Here is a 16,916-nt window from a genome sequence, read left to right as displayed (position 1 = left end):
GATCGCCTCCAAAGATTCCTCTGCTAAGCAAAGGCCGAATCGCCCAGAGATGGGGGCACATCCTGCCACCGTCCGTTGCCCACCGCCCGCACGGCTTCTTTGAGGCTCACATCGCCTGTGTAGAGGGCGCGGCCCACAATGACGCCGGTTACTCCCTGGCTCTCTAGGGCCAACAGACTGAGCAGATCACGTAGGGCACCCACGCCACCGGAGGCAATCACCGGCATCGACACGGCCTCGGCCATCGCTCGCATGGCCGGGATGTTGGGGCCTTGCAGGGTGCCATCGCGCTGGATATCGGTATAGATCACCGCCGCTGCGCCGCGCTGCTCCATTTGCTGGGCGAGGGCGATCGCATCCACCTCCGACGTCTCAAGCCAACCGCGCGTCGCCACCTTGCCGTCGCGGGCATCAATGCCGACGATGATCTGGCCAGGGAATTCGCCGGATAGATCGCTGACCAGCTCAGGGTTTTCGATCGCAGCGGTGCCGAGGATGGCGTACTGCACGCCGAGGGAGAAGAGATCAGTGACGCGGGCGCGATCGCGCAGCCCACCCCCCACTTCGATGGGAATCTCTACGGCTTTTGCAATGGCTGCGATCGCCTGCCAGTTCTCAGGCTTACCCGATTTGGCTCCGTCGAGATCCACCAGGTGCAGCCGAGTTGCCCCCTGGTCTACCCACTGCCGCGCCACCTCTACCGGGTTGTCGTTAAACACCTCGGTCTGGGCATAGTCGCCCTGGTACAGTCGCACACAGCGACCGTCGATCAAATCAATAGCGGGAATGACTTCCATGGGCAGCGGAGATGTAAACGTTCAGCAGAATAGCCTATTCATTCTATCGGGCTATACCCTATTCACCGGGCCCACATTCCCGTAAACTCCTAAATGCGAATCACCACCGAGAGCCATGCTAGACCTAACTGGTAAAAACGCCCTGGTAACGGGCATTGCCAATAATAAGTCCATTGCCTGGGGCATCGCCCAGCAGCTCCACGCGGCTGGGGCCAACCTAGGTATTACCTACCTGCCCGACGAAAGAGGCAGAATGGAAGGCAAGGTCAAAGACCTGGTTGACCCCCTCAATCCCAGTCTGTTTTTGCCCTGCAATGTGCAGGATGAAGCCCAGGTCGAGCAGGTCTTCAGCACCATTAGCGAGAGGTGGGGCAAGCTCGATATCCTGATTCACTGCCTGGCCTTTGCCAATCGCGATGACCTGACGGGCGACTTCAGCAATACGTCTAAAGCAGGCTTTCAGCTAGCGCTGGATGTTAGCGCCTACTCGTTAATTACCCTGGCTCGTGGGGCTAAGCCGTTGATGACCGACGGCGGCAGCATTGTTACCCTTACCTACCTGGGCGGCGCGCGGGTGGTGCCCAACTACAACGTCATGGGTATCGCCAAGGCGGCGCTAGAAATGAACGTTCGCTACTTGGCCTCTGAGCTTGGCCCCAACAATATTCGCGTCAACGGCATTTCTGCTGGCCCCATTCGCACCCTGGCTTCCTCAGCGGTGGGCGGCATTCTCGATATGATCCACCACGTTGAAGAAATTGCTCCCCTGCGCCGCACCGTGACCCAGACCGAGGTGGGCAATACGGCGGCATTTCTGTGTAGTGACCTCTCGACGGGCATGACCGGGCAGATTCTCTACGTCGATTCTGGCTACTGCATCATGGGCATGTAGGGTCGGTGTAGCTCCTCGGGGGCTGGGCCAACAGATCGGCCTAGGGCACAGTGAAGAAGAGTCCTGGGATCTGGCTGCTGAAGATGGCTGAGTCGGGCTAGCTAGAATAGAGCCTGGAATTGCAGGGAAGACCTCGACGACAGTATGACGAGAGCATTCCTTCGGCCTCGGCTGTGGACAGTTGTAGGGCTGGTGGCCGTGGGTGGGCTGCTGCGGGTTTCGGTCGATTGGCGGTTACTGGGGCGATCGCTCACCTACCCCGATACCCCCATCACCTCAGCGGACTGGTATCAGCCTCAGCAACTTGTCCCCGGTGTTGGCCCCCAAGCGCCACCGCTGGCTAAGGCTGAAACAAGCGAGATTGCTCCCGAAGCGCTGCAAAAGGCAGTGGACTTCGCCGAGGAGCAGAATTCGGTGGCGCTGCTGGTGATGCACCGCGATCGCTTGGTGCTAGAGCAATACTGGCAGGGTCACCAGGCCAGTGACCCCGTCAACTCAATGTCGATGGTCAAAACCCTGCTGGCGCTGCTGATCGGCATCGCGATCGACGAGGGGCACATTGGCTCAATCCAAGATCCTATCAGCATTTACGTTTCAGAATGGGCCAACGATCCCAGAGGCAACATCACTCTGGCCGATCTGCTCTATATGCAGTCGGGCCTGCGCAACGACAACCGGATCGATACCCTGCGGTCTGACCTGGTGCAGCTCTACGGCGGTTCAAATACCCAGAAACTTGTTCTGGATATTCCTTTAGAACGCAATCCTGGCGAGGCGTTTGACTACAGCAACTTTAACTCACAACTGCTCAGCCTGGTGCTAGAGCGAGCTACAGGAGAATCCTTTGGTGACTACCTGAGCAGTCGCCTATGGCAGCCGCTGGGTTCGCAGGATGGCTTTCTCTGGCTTGATCGCCCCAAAGGTAACGCCAAGCCTTTTTGCTGCTTTTTTGCCACTGCTCCAGACTGGGTGCGGCTGGGGCAAATGCTGTTGCACGGGGGCAAAGTGGGCGATCGCCAGATCATTCCCGAAAGCTGGCTAGAGCAAATGTTGGTAGCGTCGCCACTGGAACCAACCTTTGGCCTGCACATCTGGCTCAAGGCCCGCACCGCCGACTACCCCCAGGTCAACCGGGCCTCGTCGGCTGCTTTTGCCGCTGCCGACACGTTCTATCTCGATGGTCGCCACCACCAGCGGGTGTACGTGATTCCGTCAGAGGAGCTGGTGATTGTGCGCCTGGGAGAAGAGCCCCCCGCCTGGAACGATGCGGTAATCGTGAATGCGATTGTGGAAGGGCTGCGATCGCAGCAAGAACGCGATCGTGCTGGGTCAGTACCGTAGCTTGGATGCTTCCATGAAAATTCAGGCTAACTCTCCTGGTGATGGTTGTAGTTCAGACCTGCCGCCTAGGAAGGCTAAGCTTTGATTTTCCTTAAGGCTAACTTTCTAAAAGGCCGAATGTGGTTTACTAGCGTTTTCCTGCCGCAGGGTTAAGCGTTCCTAATGCTACGGCCTTCTGATCTAGATTTGCCGTTACCCCCCCGTGTCCAGCGATTGGTGCAGCGGGTTGCTGTTGTTGTTGTCATAGCCTGTTTGCTGGGGTTGCTAGCGACCAAAACAGGAGGCGCAGCACCGCCACCTCGCGAGCTGCTGGCCACCAACTTCCTCTCTCAGGCCCTAGATACTGAGGCTGTGTCCAACGATGTCGTGACCAACTACGATCGCGCCCTCACCCTTCCCGCCAACCGAGTTGAAACTTTCCCCCCAAAGCCCCTGCCTACCGCTCCCTTTCTGCGCTCCAACGGGTTGTGGAACGGTAGGCTCATTCTCCCCAGTGAGGCCGAATACGCTGCTGCCCCCGGCGACTGGGTGTGGATGGATCTGTGGTATAGCTCCCCCGATTTTCTTGAGCTGGCAGGCCAAAGGGTGAAACTCACCTGGAAACCTAACGCCCAGTCCCAGGCCTACATGAAAGCCGTTACTCGCGATGTTGCCTTTAATGTCCAGGCCGAGCGGTCTTTGGCCACCGGCAACATATTGCCCACCCGGCTGAATGGTCGTAAGGCAGTTGGGCCGCTGCAATCTCTAGCGGGGGCACGACCCAACGATGACGTTACCGTCCGGCTAGCAGAGGTGGAGGTGGTCACAGAAGGCGATCGCCCTATGCTGCGGGTTGGCCTTGAGCCGATTCAAATTACCGGGAGAGAATACGGCCTGGTAAAGCTCATAGGGCCTGACGAGACTGTTAGCGCCCCGCTACCCATCGCTTGCCCTGGCGAGCCGCCTTGCCCAACCGAATATTTTCGGGTTCAGCTTTATAACGCTGCGTCGGGTAACTTTAGCGGGCCAGTTGGCACTGTGCGTATTCCGCAGCAGCCGGCGATGAGGGGCGATCGCTTCATGTCTAACCTGCGAGACCTGGCCGAGTCGCCCGCCGGCAGCGCTGGCTGGTATATCTACGGCAGCCGTGCCGAGGATGGTCTGTTCACTGTGCAGGCCCTTAAGCCCAGGGCGCTGGTTCAACTTCAGACTGACGATGTGGTGCTGGGGTTGGCCCCAGGCCGCCGCTACCTCGATCGCGACAACTGGCAAGGCACGCCTCAGCGTCAGGGCACCCTTCAGCGCCTGCTAGTGAGCGCCACCGCAGACAGCGCCGACACCGCCCAGGCCCAGTGGCAAGAGGGTGACTATGGCCTTGTGATTCATCTTTTCGGCGGCATCGGCGGTGAGAAAGCAGAATTTGCTCCAGTCGGCACCATAGCGGGCCACTTTGCCTACGGGCTGGCAAAGGTGGTGCGCGAACCCATCACTAACGAGCTGCAGTTTGATATTCAGTACCAGCAGATCTACGCCCACAACCCCAACGGCATTGTGTCTGGTGCCCACGACTGGGCCGACTACATGGGCGACATGCAGCGGGGCTGGCTTGGCATTCGCCCGGTATCGGATGTGGTGGTCAAGCTTGACGCCTTCATCGCTCCGTTTCAGTTTGGCGACATGCGCATTTCATTGTTTCGCGAGCTGTTGTTGCAGCTCCAGGTAATTGCGGCTCGCTACCGCGTTGGCGACGGCACGGGTGTGGCTCCGGTCACCCCCGCTACGTCCTGTGTGCAAGACTCCAACCAGGCCTTGTTTATCGCGATTCAGCAGATTCGCCGCCAGATCGATAGCCAGCCTGAGATTGCTGCCTGGGTGCAGCAAAACCCTGACAGCCCAGAGGTTGAGCGATCCAGACGTTTTGCCGCTCTGGGCAATGACCTCGAAGCTATGCTGGTGCCCTATGGTGTGGTGCGTCCCGACTGGCAAGCCAATGCTAAATCGCTGGCTGGGGTCACCTCAACCGGCGGTTTTACCAGCAGCCGCAGGTTGTTGAGCGGCATACTCACTTGGCACAGCATGATGCCTCGCTGGGCCCACGACCGGGTAGCCCGCATTTTTTTGGAGCATGGTGGTCAGCTATGGTTTTTGCGTACCAACATGGTGGGCGGCTTTGACCCGATGGTGCAGCCAGTTCCCCCGACGACTTTTTTTGGGGGTGTTCCCATTCTGGGACGGGTCACCCAGCGGCTGGCCGATGCCTTTGCCACCGGCTTGAGCTGGCCCATGGGGTTGCTGGGGCTGGTCATGCTGTCGCTCTACGGTCTGGTGGCGCTGCCCTTTGGGCTGAGAAAACGATTTTTGGTGCGGCAGCAGGCGGTGTTTAGCCCAGCGGGGTTTGCTCTAGACGCCCTGCGCCGCTTCGTTGCCCCTGCCCTGCTCGAAGAAACGATCTTTCGCGTCATGCTGCTGCCCCACCCAGTAGAAGGGGTGCCCGGCGATCGCTGGCTGCTGTGGGGCATCGTTAGCTTTGTGGCGTTTATTCTGTATCACGTTGTGCTGGATAAAACCCTGTACAGAGGGGCTGGGGCTGGCCTCTCTGACCCTCGCTTTTTGGTGCTAGCGGGCTGCTTGGGGCTGGTACTGAGCGGCGCGTACTGGATTACGGGATCACTTTGGTTGGTAGTGCTGATGCACTGGTTGGTAGTGCTGGTGTGGGTTAATCGCTTTGGCGGCTGGGCGCGGCTGAGCAGGGTGGGGGCGGCTCGGGGCAGAGCGCGCAAGCCGATCGAGCCGTTTCGGTAATGCCGGGCCTGTGGTAATTAAGACCAGGGGAATAGGCAGGAATGACGTTGCGATCGCCCGAAAATTTACCTAGGCACTCTTAAATTCTTGTGGCACAATACCCAGCGGAGCATTGCAAACCAGTGGGTGGCGCTGAGCCACCTGCGACAGGTCATCTGTCGTTGATGTTTATCTAAAGGAAAGCAAGGGTGTTCCCTATGTCTTTGACTGATACTGATTTGTCGCCTAACCAAGATTTTTTCAACGAAGAAGAAGCCGTCGTTGAATTTACCCCTAACGAATCCTTCTTCAGCAGCAACAGTGTGTTGACCCTGCTGGCCGCTTTCGATTCCAGCTTTGCTGAACTGGTGGCCGATTTTGCCAGCGCCCTGCCCGATGCTACTGGCCAAATTTCTGTAGAGGATGGCCTGTTTGATGCCAACCTGCGGCTGGCCGATGGCACGACCCTAACAGGCACCTTTGATGCCCCTACAACTCTGCGGGGTTTTGCCGATCTGGCCGCTGTCTCAAATGGCACTGTCACTCTCAACGGGGGAATGATGGAGGCGGCGATCGCAACCGACGGGCAAACGGCTGTCTTGCCTAGGTTTGACCTGACTGCCGCTGTTAGCACCCTAGTGCTAGACACCATCAACGCCATTGATGACACCGTGCCATTTGCCAATGGCGCGTTTACCCTAGACCTGGCCACAGCTCTAGGCCCCATTGGTGGCACTGTGGATCTAGCTGGGGGCGACCTCAACCTCGATCTGGCAACGCCCTTTGGCCAATTGGTGGCCGACATCGACTTTCAAGATGACGCGGTATTCCCTTTCTCGGCGTCGCTGCCGCTAGTGGGCGACATCAACGGTGTCGTGGACTTTAACAGCGGCAATATTGTTGCACCCCTGGGCGTCTTTGGCGATCTATCGATTCCCCTCTCGGCGGTAACTGGGTCGCTGACCCTGGCCGACGGTTTGGCTAGTCTCGATGCTTCATTGCCTATCGGCTCTGGTCTGAGCTTGCCGGTCGCGACTGCTGATCTAGCCATTGGGCCGTTGGCCAGTGAATATGTGGCTGAGTTTGTCCAAGATCTAGATGGCACCGGCACGCTCACCGACGGCGTGCTCGACGCTGCGATCGAAAGTTCTCTAGGGCTGTTTGAGACCACCTTTGATGTGGTGGCCTTTACCAACCAGGGAGCCGACTTCTTTGCCGGTATCGATGGCGTGATTGATGTCAGTGGTGGCATTGCTACCGCTTCGTTGACCACGCCCCTCGGCGCTATTGACGATAGCTTTGATCTGGCGACCGTGGCACCAGCGCTAGAAGCGCCCGTCACTGGGTCAATTTAGGCGATCGCAAATCCTCTCAGACAGGACTAGAGGAGGGTGCATAATCCTTTAGGGGCCGCTGCACTCTCCTTTTTTTGTCTCTCAGAATAGCCCAGCTTATACCTCGGGCAATCATTACTGCGTTATGCGCCTGCATCACCCTGAAAGTCCAACCCTAGGCTCCCTGGGGCGTTTCTTGCCAGAGCTGGGTGGTCTGGCGCAGGCTGCGGAAGTCGCCATTGCCAATAATTAAATGATCGAGCACCGGCACGGCGAGAATCTGCGCCCCCTGAAGTAGCTGACGGGTGAGCGAGAGGTCGTCAGGGGAAGGCTCGAGATTTCCTGAAGGATGGTTGTGCGCCACAATGCAGCGCACGGCACCGTGGCGAATCACAGTTTTGAAAATTTCTCTCGGGTGAGCCAGGGTTTCGGTGGCGGTGCCGATGGTAATCACCTTAGAGCCCATCAGCCGGTGGCGCACGTCGAGCAGCACTACGGCAAAGCGCTCCTGAGCTTGCCACATCAATTCGTGACTGAGAGCGGCGGCGGCAATGGCGGGGTCATCTACGACAGTGTTTTCCGGTGGAATCGCTTGCAGCACCCGTTTCCCCAGCTCAATGGCGGCTAATATGGTGGTGGCTTTAGCCGGGCCAACGCCTGAGATTTGCTCTAGATCGTGGGCCGATACATCTCTCAAAGAGGTGAGCGGATCGCGCTGGTTTTGCCCCATTTCTTGCAGAATGAGCTGGCCTAGGCCCACTGCCGACAGTTTACCTGGCCCCTGGCCAGTGCCCAGCAAAATGGCCAGTAGCTCTGCGGCCGAGAGGCTTTTAGCCCCGTAAGATAGCAGCCGTTCTCGCGGGCGATCGCTCGACGGCATGTCCAACATGCGGACATGGTAGGTCATGGTGGCACCTCTGGTAGCTGGGCCAGAGGCCCACTGCTAGTAAGCCCAAACCGCTTTGGGATAATTCACCCCCAAAACAGACAACGGAGAACTCCCTATGACCACCTCACCTTTTCCTGCCGCCGCTGTGATCGCCGCCATTCGCCAGCGGCTGGGCCAGTTTAGCTGCCTCACCACGCCACCTACCCTCAGCGATGCCGAAGCCGCTCAGGTGCGGGCTGACCTGGGCGACTTTAACGATTGGTCTGATTACCAAACCCTGGGTATTTGCGCCGATGGCCTGGCTGAGGGGAAACAGGCGCTAGAGTCGTTTTTGAAAGCCTTGGGGGTTTCGGCTAGCCTAGACTTGCCCGCCCGTGAGGGAGCGGTTTATCTCAAGTTCAACACCCTTAAAGGTGCGTGGTATTTGGATGACTACAGCGGCCAATCGCGCGGGGTGCTGATCACCTTTCACACCTCTGACCCTGAGGTAACTGAATTGTCGGGCACCTATGGCCCGTTTCCGTTCGACCTGTTCCCAGCGCAGCCCTAGTCGATTGGGGTTGAGGGTGCAGCAGAAAGGCTTCAGGTAGGAATATATTCCTACCTGAAGCCTTTCTGCTGACATGTTCTGCTTGGTTAGGGCTGGTCTACCAGCCGCCGCTACCCCACTCGCGGCTCGTTTCTGGGGCGGCAGCAATGGGGATGGCGCGGGGAATATCTTGAATCACCTGCACCTGAATGACCTGGTTTGGCTCAATGACAACGTACTGGGGAGAGGTGCCCACCACGGTTGTAGCCCCGACCAGAGCGCCTCCGAGCAGACCGATGCCGCTAAAGCCAGTCAACAGCAACAGGGCTAGGGCACCTAACCCCGTTCCAGCGGCCAAGCGAGGACTACTGACCTCGGTGTTGCCCACCATATATTCGGTAGTGCTGGCGAAATCCACTTGCTGCCCGTTGGGGGCAATCAGCATTTTGCTCACCCAGCGCTGGCCTTCAGGGGTGGGTTCAAATTGACCAATCAGCTGACTGCCCGCTGGGGCGACGATGCCGTTGGTGATCGGGTCACGAATGTCGTGGGCCAGCAGCAGCACCTGGTTTTGGCTAGAGCTGGCATTTAGGCCAAGGGGCTCATCGCCGACGTAGCGCAGTTCTAGCACCGTGCCCGCTGCCACCAGCGTATCGGGGGAAAGGGGGCGATCGCTAGAAGCCGGGTTAATAGCGCTAGGTAGAGCTGCCTGGTCGCCATTGCCGGGCAGTGGGCTACCAAATAGAACGGTTTCTCTAGCTGCGGCCAACATCACCGGGCTCGATGATGGGGGAATTACAGTACCCTGGCTGGTGGTGGTTGGGGCAGTGGGTACAGTCAGAAGATTGGGGTCGGTGCCGGCTAACTCAACGGGAACCGTGGCCACCGGAGGGGGCTCTTGGCTGATTGCGTCGGGCTGAACGGCGATCGCCCCAGCAGGCTGGGTTTCAACCATTGCCGTCTCTGCGGGCAATTCTGGCAGGGCTGGTGGGTCGGAGGCAATGACCGGAGTGAGGTTGCTAGCTTCAACCGCAGGGGCAGTGGTTGGAGCAGCTGTGGTCGTCTCTGCGGGCAATTCTGGTAAGGCTGGCGGGTCGGCAGCAATGACCGGAGTCGGGTTGCTGGCTTCGACAGGAGTAGCAGGGGTTGGAGCAGCCGCGATCGCCTCAGCCTCTACTGCTGGTTGCCCAGGGGTTGGCAGCTCAGGCGGGGTGACCGCAATCGGCACACCGCTGGTCTCGGTATCGATCGCGGGCGCGGCAGGAGAGGTGGGGGGACTGGCTGGCTGGGTTGCCACTGCTTCGGGACTAGAGGTAGGAGCTGCGGCAACCGATGGCTGGGCAGCCCTGGGGACAGCACCCTCGGCCAGCGACGGTGGCTCAAAGGTCAGCACCGAGCCGGTGCTGGCGGGAGGCTGTACGGCAGGCAGTGGGGCGATCGCCCCAGCCTGGGGTGCTCCAGCGATCGGCGGTTCAGTCGAGGCTGAGCTTGGCCCCTGTGGCGCGGTAGCCACCGGGCCGATCACCGCGTCGAGTTCCGCCAAACTGGGCACCGATATCTGCTCTCCGGGTTGCCCAAGGTTGAAGGGGTCTACGGGCAGGGTTTCAGGCAGGTTCGTCAGGCTGGCAATATCGCTGGGCAGCATCAGGTTGGCGGCCGAGGTGCTGAGTCGTCCGGTGCCCGCCTCCGGAAAGCCCAGCCGTGGATCATTTCCTGGAATTACCGGCAGTTCCACAATCATGGAGCTACTGCCCGGTGCGGGGGTGCTACTGGGCGTAGACACCATCGGGGCAGCGGCTGAGGCGGTGAGCACCCAGCGGGTTTGATCACCTGCGGCAATGGAGATCAGTCTGACTTCCTCTGCGGCCAACACGGTATCGGCGACTAAGTCGAGTACCACCACGGTGGCATCGTTCACCTGACTGAGGCTCACCTGACTGACGGCACCGCTGTAGGTTTGCTGGGTGGCTACCGTTCCCAGCTGGGTTTGAGGCAAGGTCACCACAATTTGGGAGGCGTTCGCTGCAACGGTGTACTGCGGAGTGATGCCGCTGGGCAGGGTAAAGGTTAGCTGCTGGGTAGCCGGGTCAAACTGCCAGGCGGCCAGGGTTTCGGCTTGGGCGGCGGGGCTGATGATCAGCAGGGTAGACACCATTAAACCAGCGCCCGCCCAGCCACCTAGACGGTAGCCGGTACGCGATGCAGCAGAATGGTGGATTGGGTGTTCCATGGGTTATGTCTCCCTCTGGGGCGGTGTGAGTGTGGAGTGAACGCAGATACCAATGATTTTTTCGACAAACGCTAGATGCAGCGTCTAGCCTGGGTTTGCCTAGCCTAAATACAGCGTGAGCCCAAAGCCTAACTAAGGATACGCACAATCTTGAGAATTGCAAGGGGTAGAAGAAAGTTTAAGAAGGTAAGGATCAGGAAGATGATGCGATAGGGAGCGAGGGGAACTTGTGGGGGAGCGATCGCGTCGCGCACTATGGGGAATGTTTTTGGGGTTGAGCAACCTTACGAGCTGGTCTGTATTTCAGCCGCTGGGGCACCCTGAGCAAAGATGTACTCACGCACGCCAAATTGACTTCTGGAGGCAGCACACCATGGTTCGTTCTACGACTGGCACGTTCACTAAAGTACTTATGGGTGGGCTAGCCACCGCCCTACTGACCGGGCCGTTTGGGGCCGTAGGCCAAGCCCAAACTCCAGAAAGCACCCCTGAAAGGACTCCCGAAACTACTTCGGCAGAGCCTGCTGAGGCAGACACCGCGCCGCGCTTCACCTGTCAGATGCAGGACGGGCAATACACGGTGATGTATTCCCCTACCAGTCAGCCGGGTCAGGCCTACCCCTGGGCGGTGCCCCAAGACATGGGCAGTGCCTGGCCTGCCGAGCGGCGCTGTGCCACTATCAGTGCTCGGTTAGAAGAGTACCGTCCTGACGGTCTGATGGCTCTTGAAACTTCGGTAGAAAACGGTTACAACACCGTCTGCGTGACTACTGAGTCAACACCCACCTGCCGCATCGTATTCACCGTACCGCCGGGGCAAGATGCCATGGCAACCCGTGATCTTGTGTTTGACAACCTGGCGATCGCCGACCGCGGCGACCAAACCGACGGGGTGACCACCTTTGCGGGCGGCAACAACGACGTGCTAGGGCAAATTGGCAATATTTTGGGGCTGCCCAGTTCTAGCAGCAGTTCGCGCAGCAGCGGCATTAACCTCAAGCCCTTTCTCGACCCCACCGATGGCGGCACCGGCGCTCGCCTGAGCGGCGGCAGCCCTACCGGTCGCTCCCTTGACCCCGATGCGTTTCGCTAGAAGCGCTAGGCCGATCTAGTCCACCATGTGCTGATTAAGAAGATAGCCCACAAATAAAAATCGCAGAGCGATAAATAAGCTGGCGGCAAACCCTGCCCAGTAGACGCTGGTGTAGAGTTGCCCCCACCGCTGCAACGCCGGCGCTAGCCCAGAATCCTGGGCCAGCGCTGTCTTTATCCGCTGCCAAAACCAAATCATGCCGGTAAAGTGAATTGTCAGCAGGGCTGTCCGTACGATCGCGGCAGCTAGTTTAACAGTGCTGATGGAGCCGTAGCCCGAGGAGCTATAGGCCACCGTGTAGCCAGGAAACCCCAACGCCAGAAAAAGCACGGCGGCGATCGCCACCCACCTCACCGTATGTCCTGGCTGTGCCGGGGCATGACTCCACTGCCTGAGTACCCAGGTCAGACTCACCGCCAACAGTACCGCTAGGGCAAAGCTAGTCCATAGCCAAGTGGTCTCAGGTACCCACTGTAGCCAGGGCACCAGCGTACCGGCATTGGCACTGTTGACATCAAAGCTAGGGTCTCGCAGGGGTGACGCCCGATGAATAAGCACGGCCAACCCCGCCGAGACCAGCACTAACCCCCCAAAGCTCACCAGAGAAAGCCGCTGAACGCGTTGCTCCATGGCCATTAACTCCCAAAGCTCGTTAGAAATTGCTATGGATTAAGACGGTGGGCTGGGGCAATGGTTGCCGCGATTCCCACAGGAGGCTGCGCCAACGCGCTTCAGAACTCACGCCGTTAGAATGGCCCCGCTAATGGCCATCCTGTCTCGGCCAGTGGGCAAGGGGCAAGGCTTCGTGGTAATCAGAAGGCAGTAACGGCGTGGTTCTATGTTTATCCCTCCCGGTTTTATCCAGCGATCGGTGGCCTTGAGTTTGGGCACCGTATCCTACATCGAAGCTGACCCCGACTTTTGGCCTGGGCCTCCAGCTCCAGCTGTGCCGCTGTTATTTGTCCACGGCTTTGGCGGTGGGTCGTCGAGCTATGAGTGGTCTAAGGTATATCCGGCCTTTGCCGCCGAACATCCGGTGCTAGCTCCCGATCTGATCGGTTGGGGTAGCTCCGACCATCCCGATCGCCCCTTGACCACCGCCGACTACCTGAGCCTGCTGAGCGAATTGATCGAACTCTGCCCGACTCCACCCGTAGTAGTGTCCTCATCCCTCAGTGGGGCCATGCTGGTGCGGGTTGCCATCGACCACCCCGATCGCCTGCGAGGACTATTTCTGGTAGCCCCAGCGGGGCTAGCCGACTTTGGCCAAGACCCGAGCCGCTCACCAATCAACCAGATCGTGAAGCTGCCGGTGATTGATCAGGTACTCTACCGGGGGGCGATCGCCACCACCGAGGGCATCAATCTATTCTTGGCCCAGCGCCAGTTTGCCGACGCCAGCAAAATTTCTGACGACATCGTAGCGGCCTACCTGATGTCGGCTCAGCAGCCCAATGCCGATGTCGCCGCCCTAGCCTTTGTGCGGGGCGACCTGAGCTTTGATCTGGCCACCCACCTGCCCCAGCTCACCACCCCTACCGCCCTGCTCTGGGGTGAAGTAGCCCAGCTCACTGACGTGTTCATAGGTCGCCGGTTCGCGGCCCTTAACTCGGCCGCCATCCGTCGCTTTGAGGTGCTGCCGGGGGTAGGGTTGACCCCCCAGTTAGAGCAGCCTGGGGTCACTATTGGGTTAATTGAGCAATTTTTGGCCGATTTGGCCCAGTAGGGTTACTCCAGATCTTTGAAGCCAACCCCAGTGAGAACCTTGCCCTCAGTGTCGATAAAGCCCCAGCGGTTGTCGATTTGCACCCGCGCTCGCCCTTCCGAAAACCGACCGGCGTTAGTGTACTGAGGTTCTACGACCCAGGCTCCCTTGGGGGCAATATAGCCATAGAGCCCATCTTTCTGAACGGCGGCCAATCCTTCGGAAAAGTCGGCGGCGTAGGCGAAGCTAGGGGCAATGGCGACCTTGCCGGTGCGGTCGATGTAGCCCCACTGGCCCTCGATCAGCACGGCCGCCAGCCCCTCCGAAAAGTCTGAGGCAAAGGGTAGGGTCGTTTCAACCACTACGGCCCCAGCGGCATCAATAAAGCCAAAGTTGCGGCCCTGGCGCACCCGGGCCAGGCCATCAGAAAAGCTAAAGGCCCCATCGTAGGTGGGGGCGATCGCCATCGTGCCGCTGGGGTCAATGTAGCCATAGAGCTGATCTACCCGCGCCACCGCCAGCGATTCAGAAAAGCTCCAGGCATCCCTCAGCTCTAGGGGAATAGCGGTGCGGCCTTCGGGGTCGACATAGCCATAGGTCTCCCCGAGCTTCACCAGGGCGCGATCGCCCACAAACTTTTCCGCTAGGTCAAACTGGGGCTCAATCACCCACTCACCCTGGAGATTGATGTAGCCATACTTGGTGCCCCCCTGCACCGCCGCCAGCCCCTCGGAAAACGACTTGGCCTTGCGAAATTGCACCGGTATGGCCCACTCACCGTGGCGATCGAGGTAGCCAAAGTAGGCTCCCGCTTGGGCCACCGCCAACCCTTCGGCGTAGTCAGTGGCCACAGTAATGTTGTCGTCGTCGACCCTGATGGTCAGGTTGCCCTCGCGATCGATATAGCCCAAGCTGGTTTTGAGGCGCACCAAGGCGACCCCTTCGGCAAAGTCTGAGACGGTATCGAACAGCAGAGGGCTAGTCATCGCACTCGCCAGGGCAATGGGTTGAGGGTTTATGAACTCTAGCATCGTGATGGTCTGCTGCGGCATGCCGTCAAAGGCAGCTAGGGGCGGCCCACAGGCCACCAGGGTCGGTAGCGCCAGGGCTACTCCACCCCAGGTCCACGTCCGCTGTCGTCTGTGCGATCGCGCCATAAGATTCCCCTGACCTCAGCTTCCCCTGACCTGCATTAGCAGCTTCCCTACCCCTGTAACCATGACGAATTTTGCGCCGGCTGTGGGAAAACCTTCAGAAAAATCCAGGTTTAGGACGCATGGAGAGCAAGCGCCGGTGACGCCCTTTAACCTCCCGCCTCGCCCAGGTTTAAGGGCAGTTGCTCTGGGTAGAGCTCGCGGTAAAGGATTTCCAGATCGCCCCGGCGATACATGTGGCGGTTGCCGCGCCGTGAGGTGCGGCGTTCACAGCCTCGGGCATCGAGCTGCCGCTGCAGATCGACTCGGGAGCAGTCAAACACCTTGACAGCATCTCGCAGGGGCACCCACTGCTCGGCAAACTGCTGCCGCAGGGCATCGTCTGAGGTGTTGGCCAAGCGCTCTAGCAGCAGGTTGGCCAGTAGCCAGCAGGCCTGGGTATCGGCTAGGGCGCGGTGCGATCGCCCCACGTCAAAGCCAAAGTGTCGCACCAGCTGCGGCAAACTGCGGGAGGGCAAATCGGCTAGCAGCAGCCGCGACAAAATTACAGTGCAAAACTGCTGAGCCAGGGGGCGCTTAAAGCCCTGGCCCAGCCGCTGGTACTCCGCCTGAATAAAACTGTAGTCAAAGGCCAGGTTGTGGCCGGTGAGCACTCCCTGGTCTAGGGGCGATCGCAGCGCCTGCCACACCACATCGACGGCGGTGCCCTGCTCGACCATGGCGGTGGTGATGCCCGTCAGCCGGGTAATGGTATGCGGTACGCGCACCTTGGCATTGACTACAAAGGATGCCTCGTGAGTAATCCCCTGGTCTAGCGAACCCTGCACCACCGCAATTTCAATCACCCTGGCCTCGTCTGGGCGAGACCCGGTCGTTTCTACATCGACTACGGTCAGCAGCCCCTCAGACAGCTGGCGGTAATAGGCCAACAACTGGTCTGTTAAGAGCGCAGACTGAGCAATGCCACCTACCGACACAGGAACCATAGTGCAGCGACCACGGGGAACCCTCCTAAGGTGCCATATTTTGCCCAATGCCACCGCTTTCGACCCTAAAAACTTACCCAGGCAACCTAAGGGCCACCTGGGTAAGTTTTTAGAGTAACCCTATTCAAGTGAGGCTACTGAGACTATCCAGCCTTGCGAGATGCGGTTCCATCCACAGTAGGTTTGCGCCAGAGCCGGGCGAAGCGCTCCTTGATGACTAACCACAGGAAGGGGAAATCATCCACCAGGTAACGCTTCCACAAACGCCCCGGCTCGGTGCTCAGGCGGTAGAGCCACTCCAGACCCAGCTTGCTCAACAATTCTGGAGCGCGAGGCTTGTTGCCTGCTTCAAAGTCGATGGCGGCCCCCACGGCTAGGAAAATATCAATATTGGGCAGCTGCTCGCGGTACTTGGCGATCCACTTTTCTTGCTTGGGCGCGCCAACGCCCACGACCAGCACGTTGGCAGGCGACTGGCGAATCATCTCTAGAATGCGATCGCATTCGGCCTCATTCTTTTCAAAGCCAAAAGAGGGTGAGTGGGCCTGCACAATAATCTGCCGACCAATGCGAGCATTGATGCGCTCCATCGCCTGAGCCGCAATGCCGTCAGCTCCCCCCATCAAAAAGATTTTAATGGCTTCATTATTGCGGTGGTGCTCACAAAACATTGGGAACAAATCCGACCCCGAGATCTTAGCCTTGAGGGGGGTGCCCAAAAACTTTGACGCAAACATTAGCACCTGACTATCGCAGACGCGATAGTCGGCCTTGCTGTAGGCCTTGACAAAGTCCATATCCTTTTGGAGCTTCATCAGGTGATCGACGTTGGGGGTAAACACCACGCCCTTTTTAAGCTGGGTCAAAAAGTCATTGACCGAAATGTTGTCGATCGGGATACTGAGAATTTCGACCTGGGTTTGAATGCGCTCGTACTGCTGTTTGCGCAGCTCGCGGGCGGTGGATTCTAGGGCGGCCTTACGAAACTGCCGATACAGCTGTTTGACATTTTCCGCTGGCACCGGTTGCCCATCTTGAACCGCCGCTAGGGAAGCACCTTCTGGGTCAACCAATGACAAATCACTGGGCTCTAAGCCCTGCTCCACAACTGGATTAATAACGGCTTCGTTGATAACAGCGGCGTCAATAGCTGATGTAACAACCTGTCCAGTAGACTGTGACTCCATAGGATTATCCAACTTCAAG

General features: G+C 58.8%; 14 protein-coding genes. 7 read left to right on the top strand and 7 right to left on the bottom strand.

Annotated features, from left to right (window positions below):
- Positions 1-23: 23 nt before the first annotated feature.
- Entirely contained in the window at positions 24-797 is a 774-nt protein-coding gene (gene hisA, locus H6F57_RS19415) for a 1-(5-phosphoribosyl)-5-[(5-phosphoribosylamino)methylideneamino]imidazole-4-carboxamide isomerase (RefSeq protein WP_190626686.1), read from the bottom strand.
- Positions 798-912: 115 nt separating this feature from the next.
- On the opposite strand from hisA, the gene fabI reads away from it, so the two are divergent.
- The 4 genes from fabI (at position 913) to H6F57_RS19395 (ending at position 7,145) form a co-directional block, all read left to right on the top strand.
- Positions 913-1,689 carry an enoyl-ACP reductase FabI gene (gene fabI / locus H6F57_RS19410; RefSeq protein WP_190626685.1) on the top strand — a complete coding sequence of 259 codons (777 nt, stop codon included), beginning with the start codon at positions 913-915 and terminating at the stop codon, positions 1,687-1,689.
- 144 nt (positions 1,690-1,833) lie between these two features.
- Positions 1,834-3,030 carry a serine hydrolase gene (locus H6F57_RS19405; protein ID WP_190626683.1) on the top strand — a complete coding sequence of 399 codons (1,197 nt, stop codon included), beginning with the start codon at positions 1,834-1,836 and terminating at the stop codon, positions 3,028-3,030.
- Between the two features lie 162 nt (positions 3,031-3,192).
- Entirely contained in the window at positions 3,193-5,811 is a 2,619-nt protein-coding gene (locus H6F57_RS19400) for a CPBP family glutamic-type intramembrane protease (RefSeq protein ID WP_190626681.1), read from the top strand.
- A gap of 197 nt (positions 5,812-6,008) precedes the next feature.
- Positions 6,009-7,145 (top strand): hypothetical protein, encoded by a 1,137-nt coding sequence (locus H6F57_RS19395; protein ID WP_190626680.1) that lies wholly within the window; start codon positions 6,009-6,011, stop codon positions 7,143-7,145.
- A 154-nt stretch (positions 7,146-7,299) separates the two neighbouring features.
- On the opposite strand, the gene radC is transcribed toward H6F57_RS19395, so the two are convergent.
- Positions 7,300-8,031, bottom strand: coding sequence for a DNA repair protein RadC (gene radC / locus H6F57_RS19390; protein ID WP_190626678.1), 732 nt, complete (start codon positions 8,029-8,031; stop codon positions 7,300-7,302).
- Between the two features lie 97 nt (positions 8,032-8,128).
- Here radC and H6F57_RS19385 point away from each other — a divergent pair, with 97 nt between their 5' ends.
- On the top strand, positions 8,129-8,563 hold the full coding sequence (locus H6F57_RS19385; protein ID WP_190626676.1) for a DUF1824 family protein: 435 nt from the start codon (positions 8,129-8,131) through the stop codon (positions 8,561-8,563).
- A 97-nt stretch (positions 8,564-8,660) separates the two neighbouring features.
- On the opposite strand, the gene H6F57_RS19380 is transcribed toward H6F57_RS19385, so the two are convergent.
- Positions 8,661-10,772 carry an AMIN domain-containing protein gene (locus H6F57_RS19380; RefSeq protein WP_190626674.1) on the bottom strand — a complete coding sequence of 704 codons (2,112 nt, stop codon included), beginning with the start codon at positions 10,770-10,772 and terminating at the stop codon, positions 8,661-8,663.
- Positions 10,773-11,145: 373 nt separating this feature from the next.
- On the opposite strand from H6F57_RS19380, the gene H6F57_RS19375 reads away from it, so the two are divergent.
- The gene (locus H6F57_RS19375) at positions 11,146-11,865 is read left to right on the top strand and encodes a COP23 domain-containing protein (RefSeq protein WP_199289684.1); all 720 of its coding nucleotides are present in this window, start codon (positions 11,146-11,148) and stop codon (positions 11,863-11,865) included.
- A 15-nt stretch (positions 11,866-11,880) separates the two neighbouring features.
- Here H6F57_RS19375 and H6F57_RS19370 read toward each other — a convergent pair whose 3' ends face one another.
- Positions 11,881-12,495 (bottom strand): hypothetical protein, encoded by a 615-nt coding sequence (locus H6F57_RS19370; RefSeq protein ID WP_190626672.1) that lies wholly within the window; start codon positions 12,493-12,495, stop codon positions 11,881-11,883.
- 208 nt (positions 12,496-12,703) lie between these two features.
- Here H6F57_RS19370 and H6F57_RS19365 point away from each other — a divergent pair, with 208 nt between their 5' ends.
- The gene (locus H6F57_RS19365) at positions 12,704-13,591 is read left to right on the top strand and encodes an alpha/beta fold hydrolase (RefSeq protein ID WP_190626671.1); all 888 of its coding nucleotides are present in this window, start codon (positions 12,704-12,706) and stop codon (positions 13,589-13,591) included.
- A 2-nt stretch (positions 13,592-13,593) separates the two neighbouring features.
- Here the strand turns inward: H6F57_RS19365 and H6F57_RS19360 are convergent, their stop codons facing one another.
- The 3 genes from H6F57_RS19360 to H6F57_RS19350 form a co-directional block, all read right to left on the bottom strand.
- Positions 13,594-14,727 (bottom strand): WG repeat-containing protein, encoded by a 1,134-nt coding sequence (locus H6F57_RS19360; RefSeq protein ID WP_199289683.1) that lies wholly within the window; start codon positions 14,725-14,727, stop codon positions 13,594-13,596.
- A 146-nt stretch (positions 14,728-14,873) separates the two neighbouring features.
- Positions 14,874-15,710: a 3'-5' exonuclease gene (locus tag H6F57_RS19355; protein ID WP_190626669.1), complete on the bottom strand. Its 837-nt coding sequence runs from the start codon at positions 15,708-15,710 to the stop codon at positions 14,874-14,876.
- 143 nt (positions 15,711-15,853) lie between these two features.
- Positions 15,854-16,897 (bottom strand): WecB/TagA/CpsF family glycosyltransferase, encoded by a 1,044-nt coding sequence (locus tag H6F57_RS19350; RefSeq protein WP_199289682.1) that lies wholly within the window; start codon positions 16,895-16,897, stop codon positions 15,854-15,856.
- Positions 16,898-16,916: the final 19 nt, after the last annotated feature.

Source organism: Leptolyngbya sp. FACHB-60 (genome assembly GCF_014695775.1).
Taxonomy (GTDB): domain Bacteria; phylum Cyanobacteriota; class Cyanobacteriia; order Phormidesmidales; family Phormidesmidaceae; genus Nodosilinea.
This window is presented reverse-complemented; position numbering and strand designations above follow the sequence as displayed.

Excerpts from the sequence above, each read along its gene's own strand:
- hisA (WP_190626686.1), bottom strand. The coding sequence starts at position 797 with ATGGAAGTCATTCCCGCTATTGATTTGATCGACGGTCGCTGTGTGCGA.
- fabI (WP_190626685.1), top strand. The coding sequence starts at position 913 with ATGCTAGACCTAACTGGTAAAAACGCCCTGGTAACGGGCATTGCCAAT.
- H6F57_RS19405 (WP_190626683.1), top strand. The coding sequence starts at position 1,834 with ATGACGAGAGCATTCCTTCGGCCTCGGCTGTGGACAGTTGTAGGGCTG.
- H6F57_RS19400 (WP_190626681.1), top strand. The coding sequence starts at position 3,193 with ATGCTACGGCCTTCTGATCTAGATTTGCCGTTACCCCCCCGTGTCCAG.
- H6F57_RS19395 (WP_190626680.1), top strand. The coding sequence starts at position 6,009 with ATGTCTTTGACTGATACTGATTTGTCGCCTAACCAAGATTTTTTCAAC.
- radC (WP_190626678.1), bottom strand. The coding sequence starts at position 8,031 with ATGACCTACCATGTCCGCATGTTGGACATGCCGTCGAGCGATCGCCCG.
- H6F57_RS19385 (WP_190626676.1), top strand. The coding sequence starts at position 8,129 with ATGACCACCTCACCTTTTCCTGCCGCCGCTGTGATCGCCGCCATTCGC.
- H6F57_RS19380 (WP_190626674.1), bottom strand. The coding sequence starts at position 10,772 with ATGGAACACCCAATCCACCATTCTGCTGCATCGCGTACCGGCTACCGT.
- H6F57_RS19375 (WP_199289684.1), top strand. The coding sequence starts at position 11,146 with ATGGTTCGTTCTACGACTGGCACGTTCACTAAAGTACTTATGGGTGGG.
- H6F57_RS19370 (WP_190626672.1), bottom strand. The coding sequence starts at position 12,495 with ATGGAGCAACGCGTTCAGCGGCTTTCTCTGGTGAGCTTTGGGGGGTTA.
- H6F57_RS19365 (WP_190626671.1), top strand. The coding sequence starts at position 12,704 with ATGTTTATCCCTCCCGGTTTTATCCAGCGATCGGTGGCCTTGAGTTTG.
- H6F57_RS19360 (WP_199289683.1), bottom strand. The coding sequence starts at position 14,727 with ATGGCGCGATCGCACAGACGACAGCGGACGTGGACCTGGGGTGGAGTA.
- H6F57_RS19355 (WP_190626669.1), bottom strand. The coding sequence starts at position 15,710 with ATGGTTCCTGTGTCGGTAGGTGGCATTGCTCAGTCTGCGCTCTTAACA.
- H6F57_RS19350 (WP_199289682.1), bottom strand. The coding sequence starts at position 16,897 with ATGGAGTCACAGTCTACTGGACAGGTTGTTACATCAGCTATTGACGCC.